Raw genomic sequence first — 26,347 nt, forward strand, 5'->3', positions numbered from 1 at the left:
GCAAAAAAGATTTCATAAAGCAGTCAGCAATGACTTGACTTTAAAGCGGATTCGCATAGTATATGCGACCCACGCCATGAGAGATTGTGGCACTGCTCTTTAACAATTTAATCAGACAATCTGTGTGGGCACTCACAAGACCGTATCTTGACGATACAAAAAGTCTTGAAGAGTGAACAACAGTAAATTCATTACGAATAAACAGTTTTAATTCTTTGAGCATCGCTGACGAGTTCAGCAAATCAAACAAATCTTAAATTGAAGAGTTTGATCATGGCTCAGATTGAACGCTGGCGGCAGGCCTAACACATGCAAGTCGGGCGGTAGCACAGAGGAGCTTGCTCCTTGGGTGACGAGCGGCGGACGGGTGAGTAATGTCTGGGAAACTGCCTGATGGAGGGGGATAACTACTGGAAACGGTAGCTAATACCGCATAACGTCTTCGGACTAAAGCGGGGGACTTTCGGGCCTCGCGCCATCAGATGTGCCCAGATGGGATTAGCTGGTAGGTGAGGTAATGGCTCACCTAGGCGACGATCCCTAGCTGGTCTGAGAGGATGACCAGCCACACTGGAACTGAGACACGGTCCAGACTCCTACGGGAGGCAGCAGTGGGGAATATTGCACAATGGGCGCAAGCCTGATGCAGCCATGCCGCGTGTGTGAAGAAGGCCTTCGGGTTGTAAAGCACTTTCAGCGGGGAGGAAGGCGGTGAGATTAATACTCTCACCGATTGACGTTACCCGCAGAAGAAGCACCGGCTAACTCCGTGCCAGCAGCCGCGGTAATACGGAGGGTGCAAGCGTTAATCGGAATGACTGGGCGTAAAGCGCACGCAGGCGGTTTGTTAAGTCAGATGTGAAATCCCCGAGCTTAACTTGGGAACTGCATTTGAAACTGGCAAGCTAGAGTCTTGTAGAGGGGGGTAGAATTCCAGGTGTAGCGGTGAAATGCGTAGAGATCTGGAGGAATACCGGTGGCGAAGGCGGCCCCCTGGACAAAGACTGACGCTCAGGTGCGAAAGCGTGGGGAGCAAACAGGATTAGATACCCTGGTAGTCCACGCTGTAAACGATGTCGATTTGGAGGTTGTGCCCTTGAGGCGTGGCTTCCGGAGCTAACGCGTTAAATCGACCGCCTGGGGAGTACGGCCGCAAGGTTAAAACTCAAATGAATTGACGGGGGCCCGCACAAGCGGTGGAGCATGTGGTTTAATTCGATGCAACGCGAAGAACCTTACCTACTCTTGACATCCAGAGAATTTGCTAGAGATAGCTTAGTGCCTTCGGGAACTCTGAGACAGGTGCTGCATGGCTGTCGTCAGCTCGTGTTGTGAAATGTTGGGTTAAGTCCCGCAACGAGCGCAACCCTTATCCTTTGTTGCCAGCGGTTAGGCCGGGAACTCAAAGGAGACTGCCAGTGATAAACTGGAGGAAGGTGGGGATGACGTCAAGTCATCATGGCCCTTACGAGTAGGGCTACACACGTGCTACAATGGCGTATACAAAGAGAAGCGACCTCGCGAGAGCAAGCGGACCTCATAAAGTACGTCGTAGTCCGGATTGGAGTCTGCAACTCGACTCCATGAAGTCGGAATCGCTAGTAATCGTAGATCAGAATGCTACGGTGAATACGTTCCCGGGCCTTGTACACACCGCCCGTCACACCATGGGAGTGGGTTGCAAAAGAAGTAGGTAGCTTAACCTTCGGGAGGGCGCTTACCACTTTGTGATTCATGACTGGGGTGAAGTCGTAACAAGGTAACCGTAGGGGAACCTGCGGTTGGATCACCTCCTTACCAAGAAGATGTGGGTTAAGTGAAGTGCTCACACAGATTGTCTGATGAAAATAACGAGCAGAAATACCTTAATAGGCTTGTAGCTCAGGTGGTTAGAGCGCACCCCTGATAAGGGTGAGGTCGGTGGTTCAAGTCCACTCAGGCCTACCAACTCTTCCGTGAGTGGTATGTAAGGTATCTGTAAGCAACGATGGGGCTATAGCTCAGCTGGGAGAGCGCCTGCTTTGCACGCAGGAGGTCTGCGGTTCGATCCCGCATAGCTCCACCATTAAAAAGACTTCAGAGCGTATTGGAAACAGTATGCTGCGAAGTATTTTGCTCTTTAACAATCTGGAACAAGCTGAAAATTGAAACATGACAGCTGAACATGCATGACTGCCTTCGGGTGAGTTGTGATGATTCTGTCTGTCAATGAGTCTCTCAAATAATCACAGCACGATGATGACTTTGATTTATCAAAGACACCTTCGGGTTGTGAGGTTAAGCGACTAAGCGTACACGGTGGATGCCTAGGCAGTCAGAGGCGATGAAGGGCGTGCTAATCTGCGATAAGCGTCGGTAAGCTGATATGAAGCGTTATACCCGACGATACCCGAATGGGGAAACCCAGTGTGTTTCGACACACTATCATTAACTGAATCCATAGGTTAATGAGGCGAACCGGGGGAACTGAAACATCTCAGTACCCCGAGGAAAAGAAATCAACCGAGATTCCCCCAGTAGCGGCGAGCGAACGGGGAAGAGCCCAGAACCTGAATCAGTTTGTGTGTTAGTGGAAGCGTCTGGAAAGTCGCACAGTAAAGGGTGATAGTCCCGTACACAAAAATGCACAGATTGTGAGTTCGATGAGTAGGGCGGGACACGTGACATCCTGTCTGAATATGGGGGGACCATCCTCCAAGGCTAAATACTCCTGACTGACCGATAGTGAACCAGTACCGTGAGGGAAAGGCGAAAAGAACCCCGGCGAGGGGAGTGAAACAGAACCTGAAACCGTGTACGTACAAGCAGTGGGAGCCTACTTGTTAGGTGACTGCGTACCTTTTGTATAATGGGTCAGCGACTTATATTCTGTAGCAAGGTTAACCGTTTAGGGGAGCCGCAGGGAAACCGAGTCTTAACTGGGCGTTAAGTTGCAGGGTATAGACCCGAAACCCGGTGATCTAGCCATGGGCAGGTTGAAGGTTGGGTAACACTAACTGGAGGACCGAACCGACTAATGTTGAAAAATTAGCGGATGACTTGTGGCTGGGGGTGAAAGGCCAATCAAACCGGGAGATAGCTGGTTCTCCCCGAAAGCTATTTAGGTAGCGCCTCGTGAATTCATCTTCGGGGGTAGAGCACTGTTTCGGCTAGGGGGTCATCCCGACTTACCAACCCGATGCAAACTGCGAATACCGAAGAATGTTATCACGGGAGACACACGGCGGGTGCTAACGTTCGTCGTGAAGAGGGAAACAACCCAGACCGCCAGCTAAGGTCCCAAAGTCATGGTTAAGTGGGAAACGATGTGGGAAGGCACAGACAGCCAGGATGTTGGCTTAGAAGCAGCCATCATTTAAAGAAAGCGTAATAGCTCACTGGTCGAGTCGGCCTGCGCGGAAGATGTAACGGGGCTAAACCATGCACCGAAGCTGCGGCAGCGACACTCAGGTGTTGTTGGGTAGGGGAGCGTTCTGTAAGCCTGCGAAGGTGGCCTGTGAGGGTTGCTGGAGGTATCAGAAGTGCGAATGCTGACATAAGTAACGATAATGCGGGTGAAAAACCCGCACGCCGGAAGACCAAGGGTTCCTGTCCAACGTTAATCGGGGCAGGGTGAGTCGACCCCTAAGGCGAGGCTGAAAAGCGTAGTCGATGGGAAACAGGTTAATATTCCTGTACTGGGTGTTACTGCGAAGGGGGGACGGAGAAAGCTAGGTTATCCGGGCGACGGTTGTCCCGGTTTAAGCGTGAAGGTGGGTGACTTTGGTAAATCCGGGTCATCGTTAACACTGAGGCGTGATGACGAGTCACTACGGTGATGAAGTAACTGATGCTACGCTTCCAGGAAAAGCCTCTAAGCTCCAGGTAACACCGAATCGTACCCCAAACCGACACAGGTGGTCAGGTAGAGAATACTCAGGCGCTTGAGAGAACTCGGGTGAAGGAACTAGGCAAAATGGTGCCGTAACTTCGGGAGAAGGCACGCTGGTGTAAGGTGAAGTCCCTCGCGGATGGAGCTGAGACCAGTCGAAGATACCAGCTGGCTGCAACTGTTTAATAAAAACACAGCACTGTGCAAACACGAAAGTGGACGTATACGGTGTGACGCCTGCCCGGTGCCGGAAGGTTAATTGATGGGGTTATCCGTAAGGAGAAGCTCTTGATCGAAGCCCCGGTAAACGGCGGCCGTAACTATAACGGTCCTAAGGTAGCGAAATTCCTTGTCGGGTAAGTTCCGACCTGCACGAATGGCGTAATGATGGCCAGGCTGTCTCCACCCGAGACTCAGTGAAATTGAACTCGCTGTGAAGATGCAGCGTACCCGCGGCAAGACGGAAAGACCCCGTGAACCTTTACTATAGCTTGACACTGAACCTTGAGCCTTGATGTGTAGGATAGGTGGGAGGCTTTGAAGTGTGGACGCCAGTCTGCATGGAGCCGACCTTGAAATACCACCCTTTAATGTTTGATGTTCTAACGTGGGCCCGTAAACCGGGTTGCGGACAGTGTCTGGTGGGTAGTTTGACTGGGGCGGTCTCCTCCCAAAGCGTAACGGAGGAGCACGAAGGTTAGCTAATCCTGGTCGGACATCAGGAGGTTAGTGCAAAGGCATAAGCTAGCTTGACTGCGAGAGTGACAGCTCGAGCAGGTGCGAAAGCAGGTCTTAGTGATCCGGTGGTTCTGAATGGAAGGGCCATCGCTCAACGGATAAAAGGTACTCCGGGGATAACAGGCTGATACCGCCCAAGAGTTCATATCGACGGCGGTGTTTGGCACCTCGATGTCGGCTCATCACATCCTGGGGCTGAAGTAGGTCCCAAGGGTATGGCTGTTCGCCATTTAAAGTGGTACGCGAGCTGGGTTTAGAACGTCGTGAGACAGTTCGGTCCCTATCTGCCGTGGGCGCTGGAAGATTGAGAGGGGTTGCTCCTAGTACGAGAGGACCGGAGTGAACGCACCACTGGTGTACGGGTTGTGATGCCAATTGCATTGCCCGGTAGCTAAGTGCGGAAGAGATAACCGCTGAAAGCATCTAAGCGGGAAACTTGCCTCGAGATGAGTCTTCCCTGGGTACTTGATACCCCTGAAGGGCCGTTGAAGACGACGACGTAGATAGGCTGGGTGTGTAAGCGTAGCGATACGTTGAGCTGACCAGTACTAATGACCCGAGAGGCTTAACCTTACAACACCGAAGGTGTTTTGTGAGGCGACTCATAAAAAACAATACTCAGCTTGTTCGAAGATTGGTTCTGATGGTTGTGCAGAGAGAAGCGAAAGCGACTGAAGTGCGACGGTTGGAATGAAACAGAATTTGCCTGGCGGCGATAGCGCGGTGGTCCCACCTGACCCCATGCCGAACTCAGAAGTGAAACGCCGTAGCGCCGATGGTAGTGTGGGGCTTCCCCATGTGAGAGTAGGGAACTGCCAGGCATCAAATAGTGGAAGGCCCCTGTCGAAAGACAGGGGCTTTTTGCTGTGCGCGTCGATGCAATCAAGCTGATTTTATCCGTACCCATAGTGAAAGACCGCCTCTATCCTGCGTAGATCAGGTAGACTATGTCATATCTGAATTAGTCGGTATCTCTATTATGGCGTCGAGCGTTATTTCATTGAAGTCTTATAACTCTTTCTCATTACCCGTTTCCGCATCTTGTATTAAGGTTGCGGATACTCAGGAGAAATTGATTGAAGGATGGCGCGTCGCCAGTGAATCACGAGAGCCGATTTTGTTGCTAGGAGAAGGGAGTAATGTCCTTTTTCTCGAAGATTTCTTAGGTACTATTCTGCTAAATCGGCTCAAGGGTATAGATATTCGAGAAGAAAGTGACGGCTGGTATATTCATGTCGGAGCCGGCGAGAACTGGCATCAATTAGTTGAATGTACGCTCAAGTGTGGTGTTCCCGGATTAGAAAATCTGGCATTAATTCCCGGATGTGTGGGTTCTGCACCGATACAGAATATTGGTGCGTATGGTATCGAGTTACAGCATGTTTGTGATTATGTTGACGTGCTGGATCTGACTGAAGGTAACGTCATGCGTTTTACCTCTGAGGAATGCCAGTTCGATTACCGTGAAAGCATATTTAAGCATCAATACCGCGCTGGGTTTGCGATTACCGCAGTAGGGTTCTTTTTAAAGAAAGAGTGGAACCCGGTACTTAACTATGGCGATTTGGTCAAATTGGACCCTGCAACCGTTACGCCACAGCAGATATTTGATTCCGTGTGCCATATGCGTCGAAGTAAGCTTCCAGATCCTACCGTGACAGGTAATGCTGGTAGCTTCTTCAAAAACCCGATAATTACACCACAGCATGCTGAATGCATTTTACGAGAGTATCCGCACGCTCCTCAGTATTTACAAGCCGATGGAAACGTTAAATTGGCCGCTGGATGGCTAATTGATCAGTGTAATCTTAAAGGATTTCAGCTTGGTGGTGCGGCTGTGCACGAGAAGCAGGCATTGGTTCTAATTAATAAAAACAATGCAAAAAGTTCAGATATTGTCGAATTAGCGCGTCATGTTCGTAACCAGGTTGCTGAGAAATTCTCCATACACCTGGAGCCAGAGGTCCGCTTTATTGCTGCGTCTGGAGAGGTCAATGCCATCGAGGTATTATCATGAAAGATATTACGGTTCCCCTTAAATTAATCAGAATTCTCTCTGATGGTGAATTTTATTCCGGTGAGTTACTGGGTGAAATGATGGGGATGAGTCGAGCTGCGATTAATAAACATATTCAGACCATACGTGATTGGGGAATTGATGTTTTTACTGTGACGGGTAAGGGCTATTCTTTACCTGCGCCTATGCAGTTATTAGATGAGGAGATTATCCTCAAGCATCTACCCGAAGGTGGAGTGACAGTTTTACCTGTCGTTGATTCTACTAATCAGTATATTTTAGATCGCCTGGACTCCTTATCCTCCGGTGATGCATGTCTTGCTGAATATCAGCAATCTGGGCGTGGTCGTCGAGGCCGGCAATGGTTTTCGCCCTTTGGTGCAAATTTGTATTTGTCCTTATATTGGCGCCTAGAACAGGGGCCAGCAGCAGCTGTCGGGGTTAGTTTGGTTATCGGTATCGTAATGGCAGAAGTGCTACATAAGCTTGGTGCTGATGGTGTACGAGTCAAATGGCCCAATGATTTATATCTGAAGGATAGAAAACTCGCCGGTATTCTTGTCGAACTCACTGGAAAAACGGGGGATGCGGCTAATCTGGTTATGGGTGCGGGCATTAATTTACAAATGAGAGAACCTGCTTCAGATACAATTAGTCAAGGCTGGATAAATTTACAAGAAGCAGGTATAGGTATTAATCGTAATACGCTTGCTTCGACTCTTATTTCTGAATTAAGGAATGCTTTAGCTATCTTTGAACTACAGGGTCTTGAACCATTCATTCCTCGATGGGAAAAATTGGATAATTATTTTAATCGTCCAGTTCGGTTGATTATTGGTAATCGTGAAATATATGGGACTGACCGAGGAATAGATCGCCAGGGTGCATTGCTATTAGAAAACGACGGTTTAGTTACACCATATATTGGTGGGGAAATTTCTCTACGTGGTGCATGAAAAAGGGGGACTCCCCCTTTTTACATATTTACTCGCTTGTCACTTTCTTAACCTAACACATTCAACTGCATGATTAGCGCTTTTAGTCATAATAAGGCTAGCTCTTTCCCGCGTGGGTAGAATATTTTCTTTTAGATTCAGTCCGTTAATTTCTTTCCATAATTGAGATGCAATGCCGACAGCTTCTTCTTCCGTCAGTTTCGCATAATTATGAAAGTATGAGTTCGGATTTGAGAAAGCACCTTGCCTAAATTTCAAGAAACGATTTATATACCATGTCTGTAGCAATGCTTCAGGTGCATCAACGTAGATAGAGAAGTCTACAAAGTCAGAGACGAAAACTCTATGTGGATCATGTGGATAGTCCATTCCACTTTGTAGAACATTCAAACCTTCTAATATTAAGATATCAGGTTGCTCCAACACTTTATTGTTATCAGGAACGATATCGTAGGTTAGATGAGAATACGTTGGGGCTGTGACTTTGTGTGTCCCTGATTTTATATCAGAAACAAATTTTACCAGGCTATGCATATCGTATGATTGCGGAAAGCCTTTTTTCTTCATCAAATCACGTGCTTTTAACACCTTATTTGGATGAAGAAATCCGTCGGTTGTAATGAGTTCTACACTTCGATGTTCCGGCCAGCGGCTTAATAATGCTTGGAGCACACGGGCTGTGGTACTTTTTCCCACGGCGACGCTACCCGCAATACCAATTATGTAAGGTATCTTTTGGCCATCCGTACCTAAGAACTGCTCAAGCACGGCCTGACGGCGTAAATTAGAGCTGATATAAAAATTGAGCAGGCGGGATAGTGGCAGATAAATTTCTGCGACTTCGTCTAATGAAAGGTCTTCGTTAATCCCTTTGAGCTTAACGATTTCTTCCTCTGTCAGCGTTAACGGGACGGAATCGCGCAAGGCGGCCCATTGGCTGCGATTAAATTGTAGATATGGCGTGGCCAAGGATTGCTCTCTATTGCTCATAAGTCGTGTTCTGCCTGCTTCACAGGTAAGAAAAGGGACTCTCAGCCAGCGAAGAAAACGGGCTATTAGTTTAGCCAACGCTATGATCGCGGCACCTTTTCTTATGTAATAAATTTTTGATAATGGGCAGGTTAACACTTTGCTGATAGAAAGAAGAAGAGAAAATCGGTTCTGTACCCGATGCTTCTATAGTTTACGCATCGGGTACAGGCTAGGCTGTGTCCCTTAACTTAACACTCGCTTCAAAAATAACCGGATCGCCCCCAGTTTAAGCATACTCAGATAATTTCTTGCTGTTTTTTCTGAGCGTGTAGCGATGCGACGATTTTCCTTTAATCCCGCAAAGCAGCGCTCCACAACATTGCGTTTTTTGTACAACCGGCTATTGAGTTTTCTGCGTCTATCCTGACTGGCTTTCTCATTCCGTTCAAAAGGGATGACTGACTTTATTCCCTTAACCTTCAAATAAATACGAAGACTTTTCCCTGAGTATCCCTTATCCGCCAGTACAGCTTTTGGACGCGATTTCAGGCACCCACTTTTACGAATAACACCAACTCGGTTGAGCAGGTCTTTTGCATACTGGCTTTCGTGGGCTTGCCCACCGCTCAGACAGAAACTTAATGGCAATCCGGTGCCATCTGTCGCCAGATGGATCTTGGTGCCAAAGCCGCCGCGAGAGCGACTCAGCCCATGATCGTCGAGTTCATCGGGATGTTTTTTTTAGCTCCTGCAGCGGCTTTCAGGGCTCGAATATTGCTGCCATCAAGCGCGATGACATCCCAGTCAATCAGTGATTTTTCATCCAGAATTTGACGTAGCTTATTGAAAAGGCTGTTCATTATTCCGGTTTTTGACCACCGGTTAAAGCGGTTATAAATCGTTTTCCAGTGACCATAGCGTTCGGGTAAATCCCTCCACGGCGCTCCAGAACAAAGAACCCAAAATATTCCATTCATGACATGCCTGTGCGCAAGATAAGGCCGCCCCCTTTAGCAGAACCTCTCTCAGGTGGCAGCATCGGTGCAATCAGAAACCATGCATCATCAGGGAAATCGTAACGAGCCAAATTGAAGGACTTTTTGTGGTTAAACTATGCTTCGTATTGTACAAAAAATAGTTACGGGACACAGCCTAGCTGGCGATTGCTTTACCTAACCCATTCACGGCAAAGAGGCGTTTATAGTAGATAGCCGTTGGATGGTAATAACCATCGGGTGTGCAAGCATAGTCAGGCAACTCTCCCAGATGGTGATAACCCATGGCTCGGTAGAATGCTTCTGCTGGGGAGCCAGCTTGGGTATCTAAATAGAGTAACCCTCTCTGTTGGAAAAGCGCGTGTTTTTCCAGTAACTGAATGAGCTGTCTGCCTATTCCCGCTCTCCGTACACGGCTATGAACTAACAATTTTTGAATTTCAGCTCTGTTTCTCCCGTTTGGCTTTTGACATAACTCTAGCTGTACACTTCCGACGATACCTTCCTCGTCGCGTGCTGCCCATAGTATGCGATCACCGTTAGCGACAGATGCTTGTAATCCATGAAAATATTCCATAGCTTCTTTGTGGTGCAGAGGCGATTGATATCCAACAGAGGCGCCTTTTTCTACAGCATCTATTAATAGACTGGCCAGTTCTTCACGATAGACAGGTAAGGTTGCCGCATTGAGTGATCTAGCCCCCTGAAACACCAGACAGTAGCTGTATCTCCAGATAAGAGATAGGCTTGAATATATGTCTAATACTAACGCCAATTTTGAGATGACCGGGATCCTGTTAGGGCAAGAAGTCCGTAAACGTAAAACTCCACAGGAGAAGATCGCCATTATCCAGCAGACGATGCAGCCGGGCATGAATGTCTCCCATGTCGCCCGTCTGCATGGTATCCAGCCCAGCCTGCTGTTTAAGTGGAAGAAGCAATATCAAGAAGGCAGCCTCACCGCCGTTGCGGCCGGAGAGGAAGTCGTTCCTGCTTCCGAGCTTACCGCTGCTCTGAAGCAGGTCCGGGAGCTTCAGCGCCTTCTGGGCAAGAAGACGATGGAAGTTGAGATCCTGAAAGAAGCTGTGGAGTACAGTCAGTCGCGAAAATGGATAGCGCACGCGCCCTTGTTGCCAAAGGACGGAGAATAGCTCAGGTCAGCCGTACCATGGGCGTGTCGCGTGCGCAGTTGTCACTGCGGATTAAGCGTTCTGCCGACTGGCAGGACAGTCGCTGTAACCGGCGTAATGACGAAGCTGACGCTGAAATACTGTCGGCCATCCTCGGTATCATCAGCGATATGCCCAGCTACGGCTATCGACGTGTGTGGGGTATCCTGCGTAAGCAACGTCGTGCAGAGGGGCAGCCGCCGGTAAATGCCAAACGGCTTTACAGGATAATGCGCAAACATAAGCTGTTGTTACTGCATGACAAACCAGAGCGGCCGCAGCGCGAGCATAAGGGTAAAATCGCGGTGGCAGAAAGCGATATGCGCTGGTGCTCAGATGGCTTCGAGTTCGGATGCGACAACGGTGAAAAACTACGGGTTACGTTCGCTCTGGACTGCTGTGACCGGGAGGCCATAGAGTGGGCGGCGAGCACGGGAGGCTACGATAGTTCGACCGTGCAGGATGTGATGCTGAGGTCAGTGGAAAAGCGCTTCGGAGACAGGTTGCCGGACATCCCGGTGCAGTGGCTGACGGATAACGGTTCAGCGTATAGCGCGCATGAAACGCGCAGGTTCGCGAGAGAACTAAATCTGGAGCCCTGCACAACAGCGGTGAGCAGCCCGCAGAGCAATGGCATGGCCGAGCGGTTCGTGAAAACGATGAAGGAAGATTATATCGCGTTTATGCCAAAACCGGATGTGAGAACAGCACTGAAAAACCTTGCAGCAGCGTTCACGCATTACAATGAGAACCACCCGCACAGTGCGCTGGGATATCACTCTCCGAGGGAATACCGGCGGCAGCGGGCATCGTTAACTTAAGATACAAAAGCTGTCCGGAGATGGCGGGTCAAGATCAGGTTGCCGCATTGAGTTGAACTATTTTCATCGTATTTTGCTCGTTCTTCAGAAATTTGTTTCTAACTCAGCAAAATTTGTTCCAAGTCTATTTTCTTAGAAAAACGAGCAAAATAGCGTCTGTCAGTGAGGGACATGTTCTCTTTAAGGGCAAAAGGCGCATTTTTGGTGCAAGAGATATAGGGCAAATTTGATGGTGCAATGCGCATTTCCTGGAGAAGATTTGATGGTTCTTTGCACTAATTCTTGTTGCTGACCTAGAATTGTGAGTGAATCTGGATAAAATCTAAGCGAAAGCACATTTTACGCAATTTTTTTGTTGCATCGAGCGCTCTGTCTACCTAGAATGCGCAGCACTTGATGCCGGCTTAGCTCAGTAGGTAGAGCAACTGACTTGTAATCAGTAGGTCACCAGTTCGATTCCGGTAGCCGGCACCATCAAGTACACAATCAGGTGGGGTTCCCGAGCGGCCAAAGGGAGCAGACTGTAAATCTGCCGTCACAGACTTCGAAGGTTCGAATCCTTCCCCCACCACCAAATTCAATCCTGGTAACAGGATATTCGATACGGTAGCAAGACCAAGCCGGATCGACGAACGCGGGGTCTATAAGTTCTTATTCCTCAACTTCAAAATCTACAGAAAAATTAGGTAGCCGAGTTCCAGGATGCGGGCATCGTATAATGGCTATTACCTCAGCCTTCCAAGCTGATGATGTGGGTTCGATTCCCACTGCCCGCTCCAAGATGTGCTGATATAGCTCAGTTGGTAGAGCGCACCCTTGGTAAGGGTGAGGTCGGCAGTTCGAATCTGCCTATCAGCACCACTTCCTTTTCCTCCTCCTGATTTTCTTTCTGTGAATAAATTCAGCAAGCTATTGCTTGGTTGATGTGGTGATACCACCGATTTATCCGTGTCTTAGAGGGACAATCGATGTCTAAAGAAAAATTTGAACGTACAAAACCGCACGTTAACGTCGGTACTATCGGCCACGTTGACCATGGTAAAACAACGCTGACCGCTGCAATCACTACCGTTCTGGCTAAAACCTACGGTGGTAACGCACGTGCATTCGACCAGATCGATAACGCGCCAGAAGAAAAAGCACGTGGTATCACCATCAACACGTCTCACGTTGAATACGATACCCCGTCTCGCCACTACGCGCACGTTGACTGCCCAGGACACGCCGACTATGTGAAGAACATGATCACCGGTGCTGCCCAGATGGACGGCGCGATCCTGGTTGTTGCTGCGACTGACGGCCCAATGCCTCAGACGCGTGAGCACATCCTGCTGGGTCGCCAGGTTGGCGTTCCTTTCATCATCGTGTTCCTGAACAAGTGTGACATGGTTGATGACGAAGAGTTGCTGGAACTGGTTGAGATGGAAGTGCGTGAGCTGCTGTCTCAGTACGACTTCCCAGGCGACGATACCCCAGTGGTTCGTGGTTCTGCGCTGAAAGCGCTGGAAGGCGACGCTGAGTGGGAAGCGAAAATCATCGAACTGGCAGGGTTCCTGGATTCTTATATCCCAGAGCCAGAGCGTGCAATTGACAAGCCGTTCCTGCTGCCAATCGAAGACGTATTCTCCATCTCCGGCCGTGGTACCGTTGTTACCGGTCGTGTAGAGCGCGGTATCGTTAAAGTTGGTGAAGAAGTGGAAATCGTTGGTATCAAAGACACCGCGAAATCTACCTGTACCGGCGTAGAAATGTTCCGCAAACTGCTGGACGAAGGTCGTGCGGGTGAGAACGTTGGTGTTCTGCTGCGTGGTATCAAGCGTGAAGAAATCGAGCGTGGTCAGGTACTGGCTAAGCCGGGTTCAATCAAGCCACACACCAAGTTCGAATCAGAAGTGTATATCCTGAGCAAGGATGAAGGCGGCCGTCATACTCCGTTCTTCAAAGGCTACCGTCCTCAGTTCTACTTCCGTACCACTGACGTAACGGGCACCATCGAACTGCCAGAAGGCGTAGAGATGGTAATGCCGGGCGACAACATCAAAATGGTTGTTACCCTGATCCACCCAATCGCGATGGATGACGGTTTGCGTTTTGCAATCCGTGAAGGCGGCCGTACAGTAGGCGCGGGCGTTGTTGCTAAAGTTATCGCTTAATCGCTGATAACGTTTGACGCGACACGCGATAAAAGGGCATCATTTGATGCCCTTTTTCTACGCTGTCATGGTAGAACCTATCTCATCAGCGATTGTGGGATATAATCATTGGTGAGATAGGCTCTGTAGATACGGCGTAAATACCGAATTATTCGTTTTACAGAACATCTTTCGGTTTGGTTGCCCCGTGGTTACGGGGCAAAGTTATTTGTCTGAATCATTGTGACAGGTTGGTTTATGAGTGCGAATACCGAAGCTCAGGATAGTGGGCGTGGCCTGGAAGTGATTAAGTGGCTGGTAGTAGGTGCCTTGCTGGTTGTTGCGATTGTTGGCAATTATTATTACCGCGAATTTAGTCTTCCTCTGCGTGCATTGGCCGTTGTTATCCTGATCGCCGCAGCCGGTGGTGTGGCACTGCTGACCACGAAAGGCAAAGCAACCGTAGCGTTTGCTCGCGAAGCGCGTACCGAAGTGCGCAAAGTAATTTGGCCGACTCGTCAGGAAACGTTACACACCACGTTAATCGTTGCCGCGGTGACTGCCGTGATGTCACTGATTTTGTGGGGACTGGATGGTATTCTGGTCCGTCTGGTATCGTTTATCACTGGCCTGAGGTTCTAAGATGTCTGAAGCTCCAAAAAAACGTTGGTACGTCGTTCAGGCGTTCTCTGGTTTTGAAGGTCGCGTAGCACAATCACTGCGTGAACATATCAAACTCCATAATATGGAAGAACTGTTTGGCGAAGTCATGGTGCCTACTGAAGAAGTAGTCGAAATCCGTGGTGGCCAGCGTCGCAAGAGTGAGCGCAAGTTTTTCCCTGGTTATGTCTTGGTACAGATGGTGATGGAAGATGCCAGTTGGCATCTTGTACGCAGCGTACCTCGTGTTATGGGGTTCATTGGCGGTACATCTGATCGCCCTGCGCCAATCAGTGACAAAGAAGTGGATGCGATTATGAATCGTCTCCAGCAGGTTGGTGACAAACCTCGTCCGAAAACGCTGTTTGAACCGGGTGAAATGGTGCGCGTTAACGACGGTCCATTTGCTGACTTTAACGGTGTTGTTGAAGAAGTTGACTATGAGAAGAGCCGCCTGAAGGTGTCTGTCTCTATCTTTGGTCGTGCAACGCCGGTTGAACTGGACTTTGCTCAAGTCGAAAAAGGCTAATTTTTCCACAAGATTTGCTGGAAATAGCTACTTGCCTATGGCGCGAAATTAACCTATAATTTCGCGCCTTTTGTTTTTCAGGGGCCTTAAAGGCGTCTGAAACGTAATACAAACCACGGGGGAGCCTTTCACTAGGCGCTATTACCCAATTGAGGAAAGCTAAATGGCCAAGAAAGTACAAGCCTATGTCAAGCTGCAGGTTGCAGCTGGTATGGCTAACCCAAGCCCACCGGTAGGTCCGGCTCTGGGTCAGCAGGGTGTAAACATCATGGAATTCTGTAAGGCGTTCAATGCTAAAACTGAAAGCGTTGAAAAAGGTCTGCCAATTCCTGTTGTTATTACCGTTTATTCTGACCGTTCTTTCACCTTCGTTACCAAAACGCCTCCAGCAGCTGTTCTGCTGAAGAAAGCAGCTGGTATCAAGTCTGGTTCTGGTAAGCCGAACAAAGACAAAGTTGGTAAAGTAACGAGCGCTCAGGTTCGTGAAATCGCAGAAACTAAAGCTGCGGACATGACTGGTTCTGATGTAGACGCCATGGCGCGTTCTATCGCAGGTACCGCTCGTTCCATGGGCCTGGTAGTGGAGGATTAATAAATGGCTAAGCTGACCAAGCGCATGCGCGTGATCCGTGACAAAGTTGATGTAACTAAACAGTACGACATCAACGAAGCTGTTGCTCTGCTCAAAGAGCTGGCCACTGCTAAGTTCGTAGAAAGTGTAGACGTCGCTGTTAACCTCGGCATCGATGCACGTAAATCTGACCAAAACGTTCGCGGTGCAACCGTTCTGCCTCACGGCACCGGTCGTTCTGTTCGCGTAGCTGTCTTCACCCAGGGTGCAAACGCTGAAGCTGCTAAAGCTGCTGGCGCTGAATTCGTGGGCATGGAAGATCTGGCTGATCAGATCAAGAAAGGCGAAATGGGCTTTGACGTTGTTATTGCATCTCCTGATGCTATGCGCGTTGTTGGCCAATTGGGCCAGGTTCTGGGTCCACGTGGCCTGATGCCAAACCCGAAAGTGGGTACTGTAACTCCTAACGTTGCTGAAGCGGTTAACAATGCTAAAGCTGGTCAGGTTCGTTACCGTAACGACAAGAACGGTATCATCCATACCACTATTGGTAAGGTTGATTTCGATTCTAACAAATTGAAAGAAAACCTGGAAGCCTTGCTGGTTGCGCTGAAAAAAGCAAAACCATCTCAGGCAAAAGGCGTGTACATCAAGAAAGTTAGCCTGTCTACCACTATGGGCGCTGGCGTTGCTATCGACCAGAGCGGTCTGAACGCTGCTGCTAACTAATAGCTTTTGTTCCGCTTTACTCGGGTGTGAGATTTACCTATAATTTTACGCCCGTTGTTCCTCAAGTGGAATAACGCAAGAATTTTCGGTTGGAGCCTGGCCTATCCAGGCCTCCGTCCAAGACCGCAGGTGTTTCGAAAGAAACTTAATCCTTCCTGCGTAGACGGTGACAGAGCCTAAATAACGTTTTTCTTTTTTATAAAGAATAATTTTTTACTGGATTCTGCTCACCGTGTTTCAACGCTTATCTCTAATTTTGGCGATAAGTGAAGTGAGTTCCGGAAATTTTCTCCGGCTAAATCCAGGAGCAAAAGCTAATGGCATTAAATCTTCAAGACAAACAAGCGATTGTTGCTGAAGTCAGCGAAGTAGCCAAAGGTGCGCTGTCTGCGGTTGTTGCGGATTCCCGTGGCGTTACCGTTGATAAAATGACCGAACTGCGTAAAGCAGGTCGTGAAGCTGGCGTTTACATGCGTGTTGTTCGTAACACCCTGCTGCGCCGCGTCGTTGAAGGCACTCAATTTGAATGCCTGAAAGACACGTTTGTTGGTCCGACCCTGATTGCATATTCTATGGAACACCCGGGCGCTGCTGCTCGTCTGTTCAAAGAGTTCGCGAAAGCGAATGCAAAATTTGAGGTCAAAGCTGCAGCCTTTGAAGGTGAGCTGATCCCGGCGGCTCAAATTGACCGTCTGGCAACGCTGCCGACTTACGAAGAAGCACTGGCACGTCTGATGTCGACCATGAAAGAAGCCGCTGCAGGCAAACTGGTTCGCACTCTGGCTGCTGTTCGCGATGCAAAAGAAGCTGCGTAATAGCGCTTTCTTTTCTAACGCACTTGCTAACGTATAAACTATTTCTGATTCTTAGGAACAATTGTTATGTCTATCACTAAAGATCAAATTCTGGAAGCAGTAGCAGCTATGTCTGTAATGGATGTTGTTGAGCTGGTTTCTGCTATGGAAGAAAAATTCGGTGTTTCTGCTGCTGCTGCTGTAGCTGTTGCTGCTGGCCCAGCTGAAGTTGCTGAAGAAAAAACTGAGTTCGACGTTGTGCTGAAAGGCATCGGCGCTAACAAAGTTGCTGTAATCAAAGCTGTTCGTGGCGCGACTGGTCTGGGCCTGAAAGAAGCCAAAGATCTGGTTGAATCTGCACCAGCAGTTCTGAAAGAAGGCGTGAGCAAAGATGACGCTGAAGCACTGAAAAAATCACTGGAAGAAGCTGGCGCAGAAGTTGAAGTTAAATAAGCCAATCTTTCAGGTTGCAGCCTGATGTATTAGGCTGATGGCTGGTGACTTTTTAGTCACCAGCCTTTTTGCGCTGTAGGGCATCAATGGGCTTTCGCACTGTTTAGCCATTGATTTCCCCAATATTTTTTTCTATTGACGACTTAATATACTGCTTTCCAGAACGGGCTCCCTGCCTGAGCAAAAGCAATGAAATGGTTTAAGAGTAATAGAAAGATGTATTACGGAAAGTTCCCCATTTTCCGACCAACATAAATAGTGTTGCATGAACTGTCCTTCTTAGGGCAGACAGAGTGGTTCGACTTGTCAGCTAGCTGAGGAACCCTATGGTTTACTCCTATACCGAGAAAAAACGCATTCGTAAGGATTTTGGTAAACGTCCGCAGGTTTTGGACGTACCTTATCTCCTTTCTATCCAACTTGACTCGTTCCAGAAGTTTATCGAGCAAGACCCGGAAGGTCAGTACGGTTTGGAAGCTGCATTCCGTTCTGTTTTCCCCATAAAAAGCTATAGCGGTAATTCAGAGCTGCAATACGTTAGCTATCGCTTGGGCGAGCCAGTATTTGACGTTAAAGAATGTCAGATCCGTGGTGTGACGTTCTCTGCGCCGCTACGCGTGAAACTGCGCCTGGTGATCTACGAGCGCGAAGCGCCTGAAGGCACCGTTAAAGACATCAAAGAACAAGAAGTTTACATGGGCGAAATTCCGCTCATGACCGACAACGGTACCTTCGTGATCAACGGCACTGAGCGTGTAATCGTATCTCAGCTGCATCGTAGTCCAGGTGTGTTCTTCGATAGCGACAAAGGTAAAACCCACTCTTCAGGTAAGGTGCTATATAACGCACGTATTATTCCTTACCGTGGTTCCTGGTTGGATTTCGAGTTTGATCCGAAGGATAACCTGTTTGTTCGTATCGACCGTCGCCGCAAATTGCCTGCGACCATTATCCTGCGCGCGCTGGGTTACTCCACCGAACAGATTCTCGATCTTTTCTTCGATAAAATTGTCTATGAAATCAATGGCAATAAATTGCAGATGGATCTGGTTCCTGAGCGCTTGCGTGGTGAAACCGCATCGTTTGATATCGAAGCGAACGGTAAAGTTTATATCGAAAAAGGTCGCCGTATCACTGCGCGTCATATCCGTCAGTTAGAGAAAGACGGTATTGAGCGCATTGAAGTGCCTGTTGAATATATTGCTGGCAAAGTTCTGTCCAAAGACTATATCGACGAGAGCACCGGTGAACTGATCGGCGCAGCCAACATGGAGCTGTCGCTGGATCTGCTGGCTAAACTGAGCCAGTCTGGCCACAAACGTATCGAGACTCTGTTCACCAACGATCTCGATCACGGCGCATACATGTCTGAAACTGTGCGTGTCGATCCATCAAACGATCGTCTGAGTGCGCTGGTTGAAATCTATCGTATGATGCGTCCTGGTGAGCCGCCAACGCGCGAAGCAGCAGAAACGCTGTTTGAGAACCTGTTCTTCTCTGAAGACCGCTACGATCTGTCTGCGGTCGGTCGTATGAAGTTCAACCGTTCTCTGTTGCGTGATGAGATCGAAGGTTCCGGTATCCTGAGCAAAGATGACATCATCGAAGTGATGAAGAAGCTCATCGATATCCGTAACGGTAAAGGCGAAGTGGACGATATCGACCACCTTGGCAACCGTCGTATTCGTTCCGTCGGCGAAATGGCAGAAAACCAATTCCGCGTGGGTCTGGTGCGTGTAGAACGTGCTGTAAAAGAGCGTCTGTCTCTGGGCGATCTTGATACGCTGATGCCACAGGACATGATCAACGCCAAGCCGATTTCGGCTGCCGTGAAAGAGTTCTTCGGTTCGAGCCAACTGTCACAGTTTATGGACCAGAACAACCCGCTGTCCGAGATTACGCACAAACGTCGTATCTCTGCATTGGGTCCAGGCGGTCTGACGCGTGAACGCGCTGGCTTTGAAGTCCGTGACGTACACCCAACTCACTACGGCCGTGTTTGTCCTATCGAAACCCCGGAAGGTCCGAACATCGGTCTGATCAACTCCTTGTCCGTTTATGCGCAAACGAACGAATACGGTTTCCTTGAAACCCCGTATCGTCGCGTGCGTGACAACGTGGTGACGGATGAGATCCATTACCTGTCTGCGATTGAAGAAGGTAACTTCGTTATCGCACAGGCCAACACCAATTTGGACGAAGAAGGCCGCTTCATCGACGAACTGGTTACCTGCCGTAACAAAGGTGAGTCCAGCTTGTTCAGCCGCGATCAGGTTGAATATATGGACGTTTCCACACAGCAGGTGGTTTCCGTCGGTGCATCCCTGATTCCGTTCCTGGAACACGATGACGCCAACCGTGCCCTGATGGGTGCGAACATGCAACGTCAGGCCGTTCCTACCCTGCGTGCTGATAAGCCGCTGGTTGGTACCGGTATGGAACGTGCTGTTGCGGTTGACTCCGGTGTAACTGCCGTAGCCAAACGTGGTGGTACAGTACAGTACGTGGATGCATCCCGTATTGTAATCCGCGTTAATGACGATGAAATGTATCCAGGCGAAGCCGGGATCGACATCTATAACCTGACCAAATATACCCGTTCTAACCAGAACACCTGCATCAGCCAGATGCCGTGTGTGTCTTTGGGTGAGCCGGTAGAACGTGGCGACGTTCTGGCAGATGGCCCGTCCACCGATCTGGGTGAACTGGCGCTGGGTCAGAACATGCGCGTGGCATTCATGCCATGGAATGGTTACAACTTCGAAGACTCCATCCTCGTTTCCGAGCGTGTGGTTCAGGAAGATCGCTTTACGACCATCCACATTCAGGAACTTGCCTGTGTGTCTCGTGACACCAAGTTAGGGCCTGAAGAAATTACTGCGGATATCCCGAATGTGGGTGAAGCAGCACTTTCTAAACTGGATGAGTCCGGCATCGTTTACATCGGTGCGGAAGTGACCGGTGGTGACATTCTGGTTGGTAAGGTTACGCCGAAAGGTGAAACCCAACTGACGCCAGAAGAAAAACTGCTGCGTGCGATCTTCGGTGAGAAAGCGTCTGACGTTAAAGACTCTTCTCTGCGTGTACCAAACGGTGTTTCCGGTACGATTATCGACGTACAGGTCTTTACCCGCGATGGCGTGGAAAAAGACAAGCGTGCGCTGGAAATCGAAGAAATGCAGCTGAAGCAGGCGAAGAAAGACCTGACTGAAGAATTGCAGATTCTGGAAGCGGGCCTGTTTGCACGTATCCACGCTGTGCTGGTTTCCGGCGGCGTAGAAGCTGACAAACTGGACAAACTGCCGCGCGAGCGCTGGTTGGAACTGGGTCTGACTGATGAAGATAAACAGAATCAGTTGGAGCAGTTGGCAGAACAGTATGATGAGCTGAAGCACGAGTTTGAGAAAAAACTCGAAGCTAAGCGCCGTAAAATCACTCAGGGCGATGATCTGGCACCAGGCGTGCTGAAAATCGTCAAGGTTTATCTGGCTGTTAAACGTCAGATCCAACCGGGTGACAAAATGGCAGGTCGTCACGGGAACAAAGGTGTTATCTCCAAGATCAACCCGATCGAAGATATGCCTTACGATGAGAACGGTACGCCGGTCGATATCGTACTGAACCCACTGGGCGTACCTTCACGTATGAACATTGGTCAGATTCTGGAAACCCACTTGGGTATGGCTGCGAAAGGTATCGGCGAGAAAATCAACGCCATGCTCAAGCAGCACGAAGAAGTGACTAAACTTCGTGAGTTCATCCAGAGAGCCTACGATCTGGGCGACGATGTGCGTCAGAAAGTCGACCTGAGCACTTTCTCAGACGAAGAAGTTATGCGTCTGGCTGAAAACCTGAAGAAAGGTATGCCAATTGCAACGCCGGTATTCGACGGTGCAAAAGAGAAAGAAATCAAGGAACTGTTGCAGATGGGCGGTATCCCTACCTCCGGTCAGATTACCCTGTACGATGGACGTACCGGTGAGAAATTTGAACGTCAGGTTACAGTGGGCTACATGTACATGCTGAAACTGAACCACTTGGTTGACGATAAGATGCATGCTCGTTCCACCGGCTCTTACAGCCTGGTTACTCAGCAGCCGCTGGGTGGTAAGGCGCAGTTCGGTGGTCAACGCTTCGGTGAGATGGAAGTGTGGGCGCTGGAAGCTTATGGTGCAGCTTATACCCTGCAAGAAATGTTGACCGTTAAGTCTGATGATGTGAACGGCCGTACCAAGATGTATAAGAACATCGTGGATGGCAATCATCAGATGGAACCAGGCATGCCGGAATCCTTCAACGTATTGTTGAAAGAAATCCGCTCGCTGGGTATCAACATCGAGCTGGAAGAAGAGTAATCCCAGCTCGTTGTATTGCTGGCATTCGTCATAGGGACACCTGAATTGTGTTGTTAAAGGCATGGTTCAGGTGTCTATCAGGTCTAACTCCGACAGGAGCCAATCCGTGAAAGACTTATTAAAGTTTCTGAAAGCGCAAACTAAAACCGAAGAGTTTGATGCGATCAAAATTGCTCTGGCCTCGCCAGACATGATCCGTTCGTGGTCTTTTGGTGAAGTTAAAAAGCCAGAAACCATCAACTACCGTACGTTCAAACCTGAACGTGACGGCCTTTTCTGCGCCCGTATCTTTGGGCCGGTAAAAGATTATGAGTGCTTGTGCGGTAAGTATAAGCGCCTGAAACACCGCGGTGTGATTTGTGAGAAGTGCGGCGTTGAAGTGACCCAGACTAAAGTGCGCCGTGAACGTATGGGCCACATCGAGCTGGCTTCTCCGACTGCGCACATCTGGTTCCTGAAGTCACTGCCTTCCCGTATCGGCTTGCTGCTGGATATGCCGCTGCGTGATATTGAGCGTGTGCTTTATTTCGAATCTTATGTTGTGGTTGAAGGTGGCATGACCAACCTTGAGCGCCGTCAGATCCTGACTGAAGAGCAGTATCTGGATGCGCTGGAAGAGTTTGGTGATGAATTCGACGCGAAAATGGGCGCCGAAGCGATCCAGGCTCTGCTGAAGAATATGGATCTGGAGCAGGAATGCGAGCAACTGCGTGAAGAGCTGACCGAAACCAACTCCGAAACCAAACGTAAGAAGCTGACGAAGCGTATTAAGCTGCTGGAAGCGTTCGTACAGTCTGGTAACAAACCAGAGTGGATGATTCTGACCGTTCTGCCGGTACTGCCGCCAGATCTGCGTCCGTTGGTTCCGTTGGATGGTGGTCGTTTCGCGACTTCCGACCTGAACGATCTGTATCGTCGCGTGATCAACCGTAACAACCGTCTGAAACGCCTGCTGGATCTGGCTGCGCCAGATATCATCGTACGTAACGAAAAACGTATGTTGCAGGAAGCGGTTGATGCGCTGTTGGATAACGGCCGTCGCGGTCGTGCGATCACCGGTTCTAACAAGCGTCCTCTGAAATCTTTGGCCGATATGATCAAAGGTAAACAGGGTCGTTTCCGTCAGAACCTGCTCGGTAAGCGTGTTGACTATTCCGGCCGTTCTGTAATCACCGTTGGTCCATACCTGCGTCTGCATCAGTGCGGTCTGCCGAAGAAAATGGCACTGGAGCTGTTCAAACCGTTCATCTACGGCAAGCTGGAACTGCGTGGTCTTGCTACCACCATTAAAGCCGCCAAGAAAATGGTTGAGCGCGAAGAAGCTGTCGTATGGGATATCCTGGACGAAGTGATTCGCGAACACCCGGTTCTGCTGAACCGTGCACCAACACTGCACCGTTTGGGTATCCAGGCATTCGAACCGGTTCTGATCGAAGGTAAAGCGATCCAGCTTCACCCGCTGGTTTGTGCGGCCTATAACGCCGACTTCGACGGTGACCAGATGGCTGTACACGTACCGCTGACGCTGGAAGCCCAGTTGGAAGCGCGTGCGTTGATGATGTCAACCAATAACATCCTGTCCCCTGCGAATGGTGAGCCAATCATCGTTCCTTCTCAGGACGTGGTATTGGGTCTGTATTACATGACGCGTGACTGTGTTAACGCCAAAGGCGAAGGCATGGTACTCACGGGGCCGAAAGAAGCTGAACGCGTTTATCGCGCCGGTCTGGCCTCTCTGCATGCGCGCGTGAAAGTGCGTATCACGGAAGAGATCAAGAGCATCGAAGGCGAGATCACGCATCAGACGACGCTGATTGATACGACTATCGGCCGTGCCATCCTGTGGATGATCGTACCGAAAGGTCTGCCGTATTCGATCGTTAACCAGCCTCTGGGCAAGAAAGCGATCTCCAAAATGTTGAACACCTGTTACCGCATTTTGGGTCTGAAACCGACCGTTATCTTTGCTGACCAGATCATGTATACCGGTTTTGCTTACGCGGCGCGCTCTGGTGCTTCCGTAGGTATCGATGACATGGTTATCCCGGAGAAGAAAGCCGAGATTATCGAAGAAGCCGAAACCGAAGTTGCCGAGATTCAGGAGCAGTTCCAGTCTGGTCTGGTTACCGCGGGCGAACGCTATAACAAAGTGATCGATATCTGGGCTGCGGCGAACGAGCGTGTTGCGAAAGCGATGATGGAAAACCTGTCCGTTGAGGATGTGGTTAACCGTGATGGTGTGGTTGAGCAGCAGGTTTCTTTCAACAGCATCTTTATGATGGCTGACTCCGGTGCGCGTGGTTCTGCGGCACAGATTCGTCAGCTGGCGGGAATGCGTGGTCTGATGGCGAAACCAGATGGTTCCATCATCGAGACGCCGATTACCGCAAACTTCCGTGAAGGTCTGAACGTACTCCAGTACTTCATCTCGACGCACGGTGCGCGTAAAGGTCTGGCGGATACCGCACTGAAAACCGCAAACTCCGGTTACCTGACTCGTCGTCTGGTTGACGTTGCGCAGGATCTGGTTGTGACCGAAGACGATTGTGGTACCCACGAAGGTATCATGATGACGCCGGTTATCGAGGGTGGTGATGTTAAAGAACCACTGCGTGAACGCGTACTGGGTCGTGTAACGGCTGAAGACGTGATCAAACCGGGCACGGCGGATATTCTGGTTCCACGCAACACGCTGCTGAACGAGCAGTGGTGTGACATGTTGGAAGAGAACTCCGTTGACGCCGTTAAAGTACGTTCAGTAGTAAGCTGCGAAACCGACTTTGGCGTGTGCGCCAATTGCTACGGTCGCGATCTGGCTCGTGGTCATATCATCAACAAAGGTGAGGCTATCGGGGTTATCGCAGCACAGTCCATCGGTGAGCCGGGTACACAGTTAACCATGCGTACGTTCCACATCGGTGGTGCGGCATCGCGTGCGGCAGCTGAGTCCAGCATTCAGGTGAAAAACAAAGGTAGCCTGAAACTGAGCAACGCGAAGTTCGTTGTGAACAGCAGCGGTAAACTGGTTATTACTTCACGTAATACCGAACTGAAGCTGATCGACGAATTCGGGCGTACTAAAGAAAGCTATAAAGTGCCTTACGGTGCGGCGATGGCGAAAGGCGATGGCGCAGAAGTTAACGGTGGCGAAACCGTAGCGAACTGGGACCCGCATACCATGCCGGTTATCACCGAAGTGAGCGGTAACATTCGCTTCACCGACATGATCGACGGCCAGACGATTACTCGTCAGACCGACGAACTGACCGGTTTGTCCTCTATCGTGGTTCTGGATAGTGCAGAGCGTACCGGTAGCGGTAAAGACCTGCGTCCGGCACTGAAAATCGTTGATGACAAAGGCGAAGATGTTCTGATTCCAGGTACGGATATGCCTGCTCAGTACTTCCTGCCGGGCAAAGCGATCGTCCAGTTGGAAGATGGCGTGAAAATCAGCAGCGGTGATACCCTGGCGCGTATTCCTCAGGAATCCGGCGGTACCAAGGATATTACCGGTGGTCTGCCACGCGTAGCCGACCTGTTCGAAGCTCGTCGTCCGAAAGAGCCAGCTATTCTGGCAGAAATCAGCGGTATCATTTCCTTCGGTAAAGAAACCAAAGGTAAACGTCGTCTGGTGATTTCTCCGTTGGATGGCAGCGATGCTTACGAAGAGATGATTCCGAAATGGCGTCAGCTCAACGTGTTCGAAGGTGAAGTGGTGGAACGTGGTGACGTTGTTTCCGACGGCCCGGAATCTCCGCACGATATCCTGCGTCTGCGTGGCGTACATGCAGTAACGCGTTATATCACCAACGAAGTTCAGGAAGTTTACCGCCTGCAAGGCGTTAAGATTAACGATAAACACATTGAAGTTATCGTTCGTCAGATGTTGCGTAAAGGCACCATCGTTAACGCGGGCAGCACGGAGTTCCTGGAAGGCGAGCAGGCAGAAGTGTCTCGTATCAAGATTGCCAACCGTCAATTGGAAGCGGATGGCAAGATCACGGCAACGTTCAGTCGCGATCTGCTGGGTATCACCAAAGCATCTCTGGCGACCGAGTCCTTCATTTCTGCGGCATCGTTCCAGGAAACAACGCGCGTACTGACCGAAGCCGCTGTTGCGGGTAAACGTGATGAGCTGCGTGGCCTGAAAGAGAACGTTATCGTAGGTCGTCTGATCCCAGCAGGTACGGGTTATGCGTACCATCAGGATCGTATGCGCCGCCGTCAGGCGGGTGAAGCGCCAGTCGTGCCTCAGGTGAGTGCCGATGAAGCTTCTGCTAACCTGGCTGAACTGTTGAACGCAGGTTTTGGTAGCAGCGACGACGAATAAGTCTCTTTGCGCTGCACGACCATGCGGTAAATAACAAAAACCCCGGCTATTATGGTCGGGGTTTTTTTATGGTTGATTCCCTGCGGAAGCCCCGTCGTAAACGACGTTTAGGCATGTCTTCCTGAAATTTTTTATAGCGCACATCCCTGTGTGCTACCAAACGCCGTCGCAAGCGACGTTAAAAATTGATGGAAGGCGTCCTGCCTTCCACCCTGATGGGCCAACGCTATGCGTTGTTATAAAACGCTCCCTGCG

At 49.7% G+C, this 26,347-nt stretch carries 14 protein-coding genes, 6 tRNA genes, 3 rRNA genes and 1 pseudogene; 21 read left to right on the top strand and 3 right to left on the bottom strand.

The annotated features are described in order from the left end of the window. Positions 1 to 255 precede the first annotated feature (255 nt). The 7 genes from NAL19_RS00945 to birA all read left to right on the top strand — a co-directional run bounded on the left by NAL19_RS00945 (position 256) and on the right by birA (position 7,582). Positions 256 to 1,797, top strand: a 16S ribosomal RNA gene (locus NAL19_RS00945). A gap of 73 nt (positions 1,798 to 1,870) precedes the next feature. Next, a tRNA-Ile gene (locus tag NAL19_RS00950) sits at positions 1,871 to 1,947 on the top strand. Between the two features lie 42 nt (positions 1,948 to 1,989). Further along, positions 1,990 to 2,065 (top strand) — tRNA-Ala (locus NAL19_RS00955). A 210-nt stretch (positions 2,066 to 2,275) separates the two neighbouring features. Next, a 23S ribosomal RNA gene (locus NAL19_RS00960) occupies positions 2,276 to 5,182 on the top strand. 132 nt (positions 5,183 to 5,314) lie between these two features. Continuing rightward, positions 5,315 to 5,430 (top strand): 5S ribosomal RNA (rrf, locus tag NAL19_RS00965). The 16S, 23S and 5S rRNA genes sit together here with 2 tRNA genes alongside, the layout of an rRNA operon. A gap of 158 nt (positions 5,431 to 5,588) precedes the next feature. Continuing rightward, positions 5,589 to 6,626 carry a UDP-N-acetylmuramate dehydrogenase gene (gene murB, locus NAL19_RS00970; protein WP_225086517.1) on the top strand — a complete coding sequence of 346 codons (1,038 nt, stop codon included), beginning with the start codon at positions 5,589 to 5,591 and terminating at the stop codon, positions 6,624 to 6,626. Continuing rightward, positions 6,623 to 7,582: a bifunctional biotin--[acetyl-CoA-carboxylase] ligase/biotin operon repressor BirA gene (gene birA, locus NAL19_RS00975; RefSeq protein WP_225086518.1), complete on the top strand. Its 960-nt coding sequence runs from the start codon at positions 6,623 to 6,625 to the stop codon at positions 7,580 to 7,582. The genes murB and birA overlap by 4 nt, the downstream gene beginning before the upstream one ends. A gap of 39 nt (positions 7,583 to 7,621) precedes the next feature. Here birA and coaA read toward each other — a convergent pair whose 3' ends face one another. The 3 genes and pseudogenes from coaA to NAL19_RS00990 all read right to left on the bottom strand — a co-directional run bounded on the left by coaA (position 7,622) and on the right by NAL19_RS00990 (position 10,261). Then, positions 7,622 to 8,572 carry a type I pantothenate kinase gene (gene coaA, locus NAL19_RS00980; protein WP_225086519.1) on the bottom strand — a complete coding sequence of 317 codons (951 nt, stop codon included), beginning with the start codon at positions 8,570 to 8,572 and terminating at the stop codon, positions 7,622 to 7,624. 225 nt (positions 8,573 to 8,797) lie between these two features. Continuing rightward, a pseudogene (locus tag NAL19_RS00985) lies at positions 8,798 to 9,641 on the bottom strand (IS5 family transposase). A gap of 65 nt (positions 9,642 to 9,706) precedes the next feature. Then, on the bottom strand, positions 9,707 to 10,261 hold the full coding sequence (locus NAL19_RS00990; protein ID WP_263059642.1) for a GNAT family N-acetyltransferase: 555 nt from the start codon (positions 10,259 to 10,261) through the stop codon (positions 9,707 to 9,709). A gap of 70 nt (positions 10,262 to 10,331) precedes the next feature. Here NAL19_RS00990 and NAL19_RS00995 point away from each other — a divergent pair. The 14 genes from NAL19_RS00995 to rpoC all read left to right on the top strand — a co-directional run bounded on the left by NAL19_RS00995 (position 10,332) and on the right by rpoC (position 26,092). Then, a protein-coding gene (locus NAL19_RS00995; protein WP_263059643.1) for an IS3 family transposase occupies positions 10,332 to 11,539 on the top strand; the annotation gives its coding sequence in 2 pieces (ribosomal slippage) (positions 10,332 to 10,653 and positions 10,653 to 11,539; 1,209 coding nt in all). A 398-nt stretch (positions 11,540 to 11,937) separates the two neighbouring features. Beyond that, positions 11,938 to 12,013 (top strand) — tRNA-Thr (locus NAL19_RS01000). 15 nt (positions 12,014 to 12,028) lie between these two features. Continuing rightward, a tRNA-Tyr gene (locus NAL19_RS01005) sits at positions 12,029 to 12,113 on the top strand. Positions 12,114 to 12,243: 130 nt separating this feature from the next. Continuing rightward, positions 12,244 to 12,318, top strand: a tRNA-Gly gene (locus NAL19_RS01010). A 6-nt stretch (positions 12,319 to 12,324) separates the two neighbouring features. Continuing rightward, positions 12,325 to 12,400 (top strand) — tRNA-Thr (locus NAL19_RS01015). 107 nt (positions 12,401 to 12,507) lie between these two features. Next, entirely contained in the window at positions 12,508 to 13,692 is a 1,185-nt protein-coding gene (gene tuf / locus NAL19_RS01020) for an elongation factor Tu (protein WP_225086522.1), read from the top strand. Between the two features lie 237 nt (positions 13,693 to 13,929). Beyond that, the gene (gene secE, locus NAL19_RS01025) at positions 13,930 to 14,313 is read left to right on the top strand and encodes a preprotein translocase subunit SecE (RefSeq protein WP_010285488.1); all 384 of its coding nucleotides are present in this window, start codon (positions 13,930 to 13,932) and stop codon (positions 14,311 to 14,313) included. 1 nt (position 14,314) lies between these two features. After that, positions 14,315 to 14,860 carry a transcription termination/antitermination protein NusG gene (gene nusG, locus NAL19_RS01030; protein ID WP_005970339.1) on the top strand — a complete coding sequence of 182 codons (546 nt, stop codon included), beginning with the start codon at positions 14,315 to 14,317 and terminating at the stop codon, positions 14,858 to 14,860. A 163-nt stretch (positions 14,861 to 15,023) separates the two neighbouring features. Next, complete coding sequence (rplK, locus tag NAL19_RS01035; RefSeq protein WP_012772932.1) at positions 15,024 to 15,452, top strand: 50S ribosomal protein L11; 429 nt, start codon at positions 15,024 to 15,026, stop codon at positions 15,450 to 15,452. A gap of 3 nt (positions 15,453 to 15,455) precedes the next feature. Then, complete coding sequence (gene rplA / locus NAL19_RS01040) at positions 15,456 to 16,160, top strand: 50S ribosomal protein L1 (protein ID WP_180742832.1); 705 nt, start codon at positions 15,456 to 15,458, stop codon at positions 16,158 to 16,160. 317 nt (positions 16,161 to 16,477) lie between these two features. After that, positions 16,478 to 16,975 (top strand): 50S ribosomal protein L10, encoded by a 498-nt coding sequence (gene rplJ / locus NAL19_RS01045; RefSeq protein ID WP_012772934.1) that lies wholly within the window; start codon positions 16,478 to 16,480, stop codon positions 16,973 to 16,975. A gap of 66 nt (positions 16,976 to 17,041) precedes the next feature. After that, positions 17,042 to 17,407 carry a 50S ribosomal protein L7/L12 gene (gene rplL / locus NAL19_RS01050; protein WP_012772935.1) on the top strand — a complete coding sequence of 122 codons (366 nt, stop codon included), beginning with the start codon at positions 17,042 to 17,044 and terminating at the stop codon, positions 17,405 to 17,407. Between the two features lie 326 nt (positions 17,408 to 17,733). Beyond that, on the top strand, positions 17,734 to 21,762 hold the full coding sequence (gene rpoB / locus NAL19_RS01055; RefSeq protein ID WP_225086523.1) for a DNA-directed RNA polymerase subunit beta: 4,029 nt from the start codon (positions 17,734 to 17,736) through the stop codon (positions 21,760 to 21,762). Between the two features lie 106 nt (positions 21,763 to 21,868). Beyond that, positions 21,869 to 26,092 (top strand): DNA-directed RNA polymerase subunit beta', encoded by a 4,224-nt coding sequence (gene rpoC / locus NAL19_RS01060; protein WP_263058513.1) that lies wholly within the window; start codon positions 21,869 to 21,871, stop codon positions 26,090 to 26,092. Positions 26,093 to 26,347: the final 255 nt, after the last annotated feature.

Origin of the sequence: Pectobacterium sp. F1-1 (assembly GCF_025643735.1) — a bacterium.
Classification (GTDB): Bacteria; Pseudomonadota; Gammaproteobacteria; order Enterobacterales; family Enterobacteriaceae; genus Pectobacterium; species Pectobacterium colocasium.